The sequence below is a fragment of the Pseudoalteromonas sp. P1-9 genome (genome assembly GCF_001399975.1).
Taxonomy (GTDB): domain Bacteria; phylum Pseudomonadota; class Gammaproteobacteria; order Enterobacterales; family Alteromonadaceae; genus Pseudoalteromonas.
In genome coordinates this window covers 1-924 of sequence record NZ_LKBD01000110.1, presented here as the reverse complement: position 1 = coordinate 924, position 924 = coordinate 1, and the positions used below count along the sequence as shown (strand labels likewise).

The window sequence follows — 924 nt, the reverse complement described above, 5'->3', positions numbered from 1 at the left end:
TAATAACGACCTCGACTGATGGGACGCCGCTAAGTCCGCTAACAGGGACTGGTAAACACGCACATACATCTCACCTAAGCGTTCGATAATATTTTGATCATATAAATTTCCATCAAAACTAATATCGAAACCAACAGCGTCACTTTTCGGAAAGCGACTGAAATTCATTACTAAACCATAGTTAGTTTGCTCGAAGCCGCTACCCCCCAAGGTTTCCACGCCTTTCTCTTCAGCAGACTCTGAGGCCTCATCATAGACGTGGAAGTGAGTGTAATTGAAAGAAACTTCACCAAAGTTCTGTGTTAATGATTGTTGGATAACCGATAAAGGGTATCGCCTGAATTTCATACCATTACGGTAAGTATCATTCACTTGATTAAGGAGTTCAGACCAATTTCCCGGTGCTAGCGAGGCAGCTAATGGCAACGAGTTTAGGTACAAGCCGAGACTCTCTTCCGCACCTTCCTGTTCTGGACGGCCATTCATGGTAATGGAGCTTACTGCATGTGAGTTTCCACTGAATAGTGAAAGCACTTTAAAATGCCCTGTCAGTAAAACAACTTGAACAGGCATACCTAGAGTTTTGGCTAGACTCACTAGCTTTTCGGAAAAGTCATTGAACTCTAAAACTCGGTGATCTTGCTGATCAATTTCTTTATCTGTGCTTGATATTTTTCTAGGAATTTGTGTTTCAGGTGCTTCACTTAAAATTTCATAAAAAAACTCCTTTGCTTTGTCGTCGCTAAGAATTTGTAGTTCTAGAGCAATGAAGTCTCGATAAGTCCAGTCAGTATAAATTGGTTCAAGAGCCTCTCCAGAAAGAAGCGTTTCGTAATAACGATAAAGCTCGGTAGTAAGACTTACCCGGCTCCAACCGTCTAAAATAGAGTGGTGGAAGCTAATGATGAATTCAAAGCTCTCATC

The 924-nt window shown here is 41.5% G+C and carries 1 protein-coding gene; it reads right to left on the bottom strand.

Translation table 11 applies throughout. The features are described 5' to 3' along the window. Positions 1-924 (bottom strand): condensation domain-containing protein (locus AN214_RS21740; RefSeq protein WP_200911158.1); only part of this gene is annotated, 924 nt, incomplete at both ends.